This is a genomic window from Neobacillus bataviensis LMG 21833 (assembly GCF_000307875.1).
Classification (GTDB): domain Bacteria; phylum Bacillota; class Bacilli; order Bacillales; family Cytobacillaceae; genus Neobacillus; species Neobacillus bataviensis.
In genome coordinates this window covers 127,519-135,065 of sequence record NZ_AJLS01000138.1, presented here as the reverse complement: position 1 = coordinate 135,065, position 7,547 = coordinate 127,519, and the positions used below count along the sequence as shown (strand labels likewise).

General features: G+C 41.4%; 5 protein-coding genes and 1 other annotated feature (1 of these 6 running past the window's edge). Of the genes, 1 reads left to right on the top strand and 4 read right to left on the bottom strand.

The annotated features are described in order from the left end of the window. Positions 1–132: 132 nt before the first annotated feature. Genes BABA_RS21890 through BABA_RS21880 form a run of 3 tightly spaced genes read right to left on the bottom strand, consistent with a single transcriptional unit; the run spans position 133 to position 2,622 of the window. Positions 133–1,305, bottom strand: coding sequence for an acetoin utilization protein AcuC (locus BABA_RS21890; RefSeq protein WP_007087435.1), 1,173 nt, complete (start codon positions 1,303–1,305; stop codon positions 133–135). Then, entirely contained in the window at positions 1,302–1,949 is a 648-nt protein-coding gene (locus tag BABA_RS21885) for an acetoin utilization AcuB family protein (protein WP_007087434.1), read from the bottom strand. The genes BABA_RS21890 and BABA_RS21885 overlap by 4 nt, the downstream gene beginning before the upstream one ends. Before the next feature lie 40 nt (positions 1,950–1,989). Then, a complete protein-coding gene (locus tag BABA_RS21880; protein ID WP_007087433.1) occupies positions 1,990–2,622 on the bottom strand; it encodes a GNAT family N-acetyltransferase in 633 nt (210 codons plus the stop codon). 199 nt (positions 2,623–2,821) lie between these two features. Here BABA_RS21880 and acsA point away from each other — a divergent pair, with 199 nt between their 5' ends. Beyond that, positions 2,822–4,540, top strand: a complete 1,719-nt coding sequence (acsA, locus tag BABA_RS21875) for an acetate--CoA ligase (protein WP_007087432.1) — start codon at positions 2,822–2,824, stop codon at positions 4,538–4,540. Between the two features lie 48 nt (positions 4,541–4,588). Here acsA and BABA_RS21870 read toward each other — a convergent pair whose 3' ends face one another. Further along, the gene (locus tag BABA_RS21870) at positions 4,589–7,360 is read right to left on the bottom strand and encodes a transglycosylase domain-containing protein (RefSeq protein ID WP_007087431.1); all 2,772 of its coding nucleotides are present in this window, start codon (positions 7,358–7,360) and stop codon (positions 4,589–4,591) included. 147 nt (positions 7,361–7,507) lie between these two features. Beyond that, positions 7,508–7,547 (top strand) — a binding site (T-box leader); it runs 180 nt beyond the window's last position.

Genomic DNA, 7,547 nt, shown 5'->3' with positions numbered 1-7,547 from the left:
CGATGTTGACTTATCGTAGGGCGGAGAGCGAAGGACACTAGCCGCTAGGGTGCTGGAGCTGGACAATTCTCAAAATAGAAATATATGCTTTTCTTATCACTTCAAAAAAGGCTGCCAATACGGCAGCCTTTTTTACATGGATTCACTTTTTTGCTGATTACGAATCGGATATAGTGCTTTTTCAAGCGTAAGTAAATTCTTTTCCGTGATCTCTGCTTTTCTAGGGATCGGAGTATACAAATCATCAGGGTCATCCCATTCTTTTGGCAATGGAACTGGTGATTCCTTTTGCCACTGATTGAGCCAAGCCTCCGGTAATCTGCCATAACAATTTGAGTTTTCCGTCATCTCGAGCCAAATGAGTGCCCAAGCTCTTGGAACGACTCTCCAGATGTCGTATCCGCCCCCGCCTACAGCAATCCACTTTCCATTGCAGTATTGATGGGCAATTTGATGGGCGATTTTTGGTATTTCCCGATAGATTTTCATTGTTGCCGATAAGTGTGTTAACGGATCTAAATAATGCGAATCGGCGCCATTCTGAGTGAGGATCACATCTGGTCTAAAGAACTCAGCTACATCCTTAATGGATTGTGTGTAAGCTTGGAGCCATGACTCATCTTCAGTAAAGGCATCGACAGGGATATTAAAGGAATAGCCATAGCCTTTTCCTTGTCCTCGCTCATTAATATTTCCTGTTCCCGGGAACAAATATCTACCAGTCTCATGAATCGATAAGGTACATACATTAGGATCATCATAAAATGACCATTGAACACCATCACCGTGATGGGCATCCGTATCAACATATAACACGCGTGCATGGTATTTTTCCTGTAAATATTTAATTGCTACTGAACTATCATTATAAATGCAAAATCCGGATGCTTTGCCGCGAAAGCCGTGATGCAATCCCCCGCCAAGATGTAGAGCATGGAGAGACTGGCCTGTCATCACTTGATCAACTGCCGTTAATGTACCGCCAACCAATAAGGAACTAGCTTCATGCATATTTGGGAATATAGGGGTATCTTCTGTACCCAACCCATAGTTTTCAGCTATTTCCTGCTGAAGCTGTCCATGTCCTGCTTTTTTCACCGCTTCTATGTAACTACTGTCATGAATAAGGGATAGCTCTTCTTCAGATGCCATTTTTGGAGCGATCACATGATCAGGATCCAGTGCATTTATTTTATTTAGTAAGTCTACTGTTAGTTTAAGCCGGAATTGATTAAAGGGATGATGACTGCTGAATTTATAATTCAGCAGTTCTTCTGAAAAAACAAAGGAGCAGTTGTCACTCATAGGGAAATCCCCGGAAGGTTTGGCCATAGAACATGATGTCCCGCTTGTTTAAGTTCCTGAATAAGTGCTGTCGGATCCATTGTTTGCACCCTAATCACTAGAATTTTAAAATGATCATCCGTTTTATCGGGATAAACGAGTACACTAAGAATGTTCGCTTTCCGTTTTTTGATAACAGTAGTAATATCACTAAGTACACCGGCAAGATTTGGCACCTTAATTTCGATTTGTGAACCCGGCTGATGTGCACCCGTTAACTCAACCATTGTGCGCAGCAAATCCGTTTCGGTTACAATTCCCACCAGTTTCCGGTCATTAATGATGGGAATGCAGCTGATCTTGTGTTCATAGAAAAGCCCTGCCACCTCTTCCACAAAATCAAGCGGATGTCCTGTGATGACAGTTCGCTCCATTATTGTCTCCAGTGATTTTTTCAAATCTTCAGGATGTTCATTGGCATGAAAAATGGACGGGGTGGCTTCCCTAATTTTTGCCACTGTAACCAGCCCGACTAAATGTCCTTCAATATTAACGATTGGGATGTGACGGATTTTTCTTGCTTCCATTACATTCATGGCATCTGCAATTGTATCAGTTGGAAATAGCGTTGCTACATCAGTTTTCATAATTTCTTCTACTATCATGAGAAATCACCCTCTATCCTGAGTAATGTCAGGAAAATGTTTAATACATAAATCTGTTCATAAATCGTAAACGGTCAAACCTTTGAATGGACTCCAAATCAACTCTTTTCCCCATCCGCGCCATCAGACAATTGGCGGGATGCGAGCAAATTTCCGGGTCATCCGTGGCATACCACTCGAGTCCTCCGGCAGACATCATCTTTTCCATGACCTTGCGATAATCCCATACATTTAATTTGGTCCCTTTTAAATCCCAATGCCAATAATACTCCGTTGTGATTGTAATATAATCTTCCATCGCATCATCCATCATTGAAACGATTAAGAGGTTTTTACCAACTGAACAGCCCCGAAATTCAGGAATTACTTCAATTGCACCCAATTCGATTAAATTATCCATTTTCCCTTCTGACCAGCGTTCAAGCGGATCTGGGTAAAGATAGGTTACATAGCCTACAATCGTGTTCCGATGTCTGGCAATAATAATTCGCCCTTCCGGGAGCTCAGCAATACCAATTAAAGCATGATGCTGCTGTTCAGGCGGCCGGAATGCAACAAGATCCTCATGGAATTCATAGCCTGCTAGTTTATCTGAATTAATGGGGCCTTCAATAATAAGGGTTCCCTGAGGAGTTTTTAATTGTTTAGCGTTGTATATCTTTTTGTGTTCCATACGGTCACCTACCTGAGAGATCGTTAGTATTAATTCTATTATACATAAAATTGTTCGATAGAAAGCGATTTCACAAAATTTTCTGCTTTATATAAAGTTATATTGTTAACAAAATTTTCTTAAATATTATTTTTAAAATTGTGAATAGTTACTATTTGTACTATAATAATCTCATATTAGCCAAGAGGGGGAGATGGAAATGAAAGTGGAAGCGCTGCCAGTTGTGCAAGGGGAGCATAATCTAAGCAACTATGATGAGATGTACAAGCATTTTGACTGGAAGGAAACAGAAAAGGAATTCTCTTGGAGTGAAACAGGACTTGTTAATTTGGCCTATGAAGCCATTGACCGTCATGCGAAAACCCACCGAAAAAATAAGATTGCTCTATACTATCGTGATGGTTCAAGAAATGAGAAATATACGTTTAAGGAAATGAAAGAACTATCGAATAAGGCGGGGAATGTGTTAAAAAATTACGGGGATGTCGAAAAAGGCGATCGTGTATTTATTTTTATGCCAAGGTCTCCAGAGCTTTATTTTACTGTTTTAGGTGCGATTAAACTTGGTGCCATCGTGGGGCCATTATTTGAAGCATTTATGGAAGGGGCTGTAAGAGACCGTCTTCAAGACAGTGAAGCAAAGGTATTAGTGACAACACCTGAATTGTTGGAACGTGTACCTGTTCATGAATTACCTCATTTGAAGCATATTTTCCTTATCGGAAAAAATGTCGAAGAAAATAGCCAGTATATTGACTTTTTGGAGAAATTTGAATCAGCCAGCAAAGACCTTAAAATTGAATGGGTGGATCGCACTGACGGTCTAATCTTGCATTATACATCTGGCTCTACAGGAAAACCAAAAGGGGTACTGCACGTACATAATGCCATGATTCAACATTATCAAACAGCAAAATGGGTACTTGATTTAAAAGAGGATGACGTATACTGGTGTACAGCCGACCCAGGATGGGTTACAGGGACATCTTACGGAATTTTTGGGCCATGGTTAACGGGAACGTCCAACGTCATTATTGGCGGCCGTTTCAGCCCTGAATCATGGTACCAAATGATAGAAGATTTCGGTGTAACGGTTTGGTACAGTGCCCCTACTGCATTCCGGATGCTGATGGGTGCAGGTGATGAGCTGGTAAAGAAATTCGACCTAAGCAGCCTTCGCCATGTATTAAGTGTTGGTGAGCCGTTAAATCCGGAAGTGGTTAAATGGGGTTCAAAGGTATTTAATAAGCGCATTCATGATAACTGGTGGATGACAGAAACAGGTGCACAGCTTATTAGTAACTATCCAAGCATGACCATTAAGCCTGGTTCAATGGGGAAACCAATTCCGGGTGTAGAGGCTGCAATTGTCGATAACCAGGGGAATGAGCTGCCGCCATATCGTATGGGGAATCTTGCGATTAAAAAAGGCTGGCCTTCGATGATGCACACCATTTGGAATAATCCGGAGAAGTATGAATCCTACTTTATGCCGGGTGACTGGTACGTATCAGGGGATTCTGCGTACATGGATGAGGACGGCTATTTCTGGTTCCAAGGCAGGGTAGATGACGTCATTATGACATCAGGAGAGCGCGTTGGCCCATTTGAAGTTGAAAGCAAGCTTGTCGAGCATCCAGCAGTAGCGGAAGCAGGTGTTATTGGAAAACCAGACCCTGTTCGCGGGGAAATTATTAAAGCTTTTGTTGCACTTCGAGATGGCTATGAAGCTACTGATGAATTAAAAGAAGAAATCAGGCAGTTTGTGAAAAAGGGTCTCGCTGCTCACGCGGCTCCAAGGGAAATTGATTTCCGTGATAAGCTGCCAAAAACAAGAAGCGGTAAAATAATGAGACGTGTCTTGAAGGCATGGGAACTAAATTTACCGACAGGTGATTTATCTACTATGGAGGATTAAAAAATAGTAAAACCGCACCGAAATGTATTCGGTGCGGTTTATTATGTGTTAAGGCGTAGTTGGTGGTGCTTCTGTTGGTGGTGCTTCTGGAATTGCCCCAATCTCAACATGATTCGATGGTGCGGATTCTTTACCGGCGATATCAACGGCTGTTACGTAATAGGCACCGTTGCCAGCTGTAAAGGAAAGACTAGAGCCGTTAACAATGCTCGCTACCTTAGAGCCACCTTGATAGACTCGATAACCGACGACATCATTATCCGGTGAGGAGTTCCATGTTAAGGTATTACCGGAAACGGCAAGATTTACTCCATCCGGATTTTTCCCGTTATCAACCATTTTTGCAGTAGTGACAAGTACTTTTCCCCATCGATCCTTCTGCGGAATTAGCTGACTGTAATTTTTAAAATTCTTTCCAACCATTCTTTCAATAAAGGCCGGGTTTAATATCAGACCAAGCTGGGCAAACTCTTGTGGGGTCGAATCCAAGGCTAAATATTTTTTACCCCCAACAGTGACAAATTTACTTTCCAGCAAACTATCATCTACTTTTGAAGGAACATCATTTACATTAAAATAATCACTTTCGATTAAGCCGGCTTTCGAACATGCTGAAGATGGCAGCATTCCGGACACAACGCAATAGGAACGTTTTACAATTCCATCAGGCATTTGAAAGGATTCTTTTGGTGCCACTAAATCCGGCTTAATGCTATAAGCGGAGTTGAGTAATTCTGCCCAAAGGTTATTTGTTCTTAGGCTATAGGACAAGCCGGGAGTCTTAAGCGATTTTGGTGTATCATAGCCAGTCCAAATCCCGAAGGTAACATTAGGGTTTGTTGCAACGAACCAAGAATCAATATATTCATTCCCTGTACCAGTTTTACCGGCCCAGTCAGTCCTAAAGTTTAATTTGCTGTTCACTCCCGCGGCAGTACCACCTGTCTTAATAACATCGCGCATCATATCAAGTGTTAAATAAGCAGTTTGAGGCTTAAATACATCAACCGGTTTCACTTCGTGTTGATAAATAACCTTGCCGTCTTTATCGACAATTTTATCAATCATATACGCGTCGATAAATTTTCCGCCGTTTGCAAATGTGCTAAATGCATTGGTGTTTTCTTCAATTGTAACACCTTTTTCCAACGAGCCGATAGATGTTGCAAGGTTTTCAAAATCCGGTTTAATAAGCGAAGTAAAGCCCATCTTTTCCAGGTATTTAGCCGGTTGCTGATCAACGATATCCTTGTATAATTTAACAGCAGGAACGTTATATGATTTTGCCAAGGCATAACGTGCAGAGACAATCCCGCTATACCTTAAATCGTAGTTCCGCGGCCATGGTGTGCTTCTGCCTGGAGCCAAACTTAATGCTACGTCTGGCAGTGGTGTTCCCGGTGCGGCTTTACCTAATTCAATTGCTGGGCCGTAAACAAGCAGCGGTTTCATGGTTGAGCCGTTTTGTCTGACTGCGCTTGTTGCATGGTTGAGCTTTTGTTTATCATAATCTCTTCCGGCAACGAAGCTGATAATTTTCCCCGTCTTATTTTCAATCAGTTCTGCCCCTACTTCGACGGGCTCCATTACAGTTATCTTTTCACCAGTTTCTGGATCCTCTTTTTCCTGAGGTTTATCAGGGCCATAGTTTTTATAATTATCCTTTACCACTTGCATTGCATCATAAATATCTTTGTCAATAGTCGAATGAATCTGATAACCATTTTGATGTAAATCATGGCTGGCTAATGTTTTATATTTGTAATAAAGATTATCATCATTTTTTAAGTCTTTTTCTGTGTGCCCATCTTTTTCGGCCAGTACAGTTGTAAGAACCTCAATGGCACGCTTTTCAATTTCAAACGTAAGCCACGGATAGTTTTCAAGCGGATTCGCAACAGGAGGAGTAAAATCCTTTGTAATATCGTAAGCGGAAGCTTCCGCATATTGCTGTTGATTGATGTATCCACCATCAAACATTCTTTTCAATACTGTTTTCATGCGTGCCAGACCTGGCTCAAGGTTATTCTTCACTGTACCTTCCCTTGTAAAAGGTGTATAACCAAACGGACTTTGCGGAAGGCCGGCAATGAAAGCTGCCTGTGGCAGAGACAATTCACTGGCACTTTTACCGAAGATTCCCTTTGCTGCAGCCTGAACACCGGCAATATTCTGACCGGAAGAATTCCTCCCAAACGTTGAAACATTCAGGTAGGCTTCAAGAATTTCTTTTTTATCGAAAAATTTCTCTAGTCGAAGGGCTAGTAATATTTCATTTGCTTTCCGCTGGAATGAAACTTCGTTTGTTAAAATTTGATTTTTAATTAATTGCTGGGTTAAAGTACTCCCGCCAGATTGAACAGCGGAGTTTGTCACCTCTTGAAAGAGAGCACGGAAAACGGCTTTTGGCACAACACCCTTATGTTGATAGAAGTATTCGTCTTCTGTTGCAATAACGGCATTGGACAAATCCTTGGAAACATGATCAAGCTTTACTTCTTCGCGCACAAGGTCGGTTCTAAGCCTGCCAAGATAGACATCATTGGCAAAATATAAATCCGATGTTTCCGTGTAATTATAAATATCTTTCTTCATACTATCGTACGAACGAACGGGTTCATCCTTAACAAGTGAGGCAAAATAGCCAGCACCCACTCCTGTTGCAAAGGATCCTCCGAGGATGACGACTGTCAGCACAAGGAGAAACAGGTTCCAAAAAACCTGATAGGTGATTCGGGCACTTTTTACTGTTTTTCTATGGGTTATCAAGGTAAGTGCGGATTTTGCTTTTTCCATCCACACTTGCATTTTTTCATTCATTTAGAGCATCACCTCATTATAAAATCCCCTCCATTATAGCATACAGAAGGGTAAAAACTGACAAGCTTCTACATTTTTCTGAAATTTCCAGTTGTTATTTGACAGGACGGGTGAAATATGTTAAAAAAACAATAACAAATAAATAATTTTGAAGCTGTGATGGGAAACAACTGTAGTTCTTCTATCC

Excerpts from the sequence above, each read along its gene's own strand:
- BABA_RS21890 (WP_007087435.1), bottom strand. The coding sequence starts at position 1,305 with ATGAGTGACAACTGCTCCTTTGTTTTTTCAGAAGAACTGCTGAATTAT.
- BABA_RS21885 (WP_007087434.1), bottom strand. The coding sequence starts at position 1,949 with ATGATAGTAGAAGAAATTATGAAAACTGATGTAGCAACGCTATTTCCA.
- BABA_RS21880 (WP_007087433.1), bottom strand. The coding sequence starts at position 2,622 with ATGGAACACAAAAAGATATACAACGCTAAACAATTAAAAACTCCTCAG.
- acsA (WP_007087432.1), top strand. The coding sequence starts at position 2,822 with ATGAAAGTGGAAGCGCTGCCAGTTGTGCAAGGGGAGCATAATCTAAGC.
- BABA_RS21870 (WP_007087431.1), bottom strand. The coding sequence starts at position 7,360 with ATGAATGAAAAAATGCAAGTGTGGATGGAAAAAGCAAAATCCGCACTT.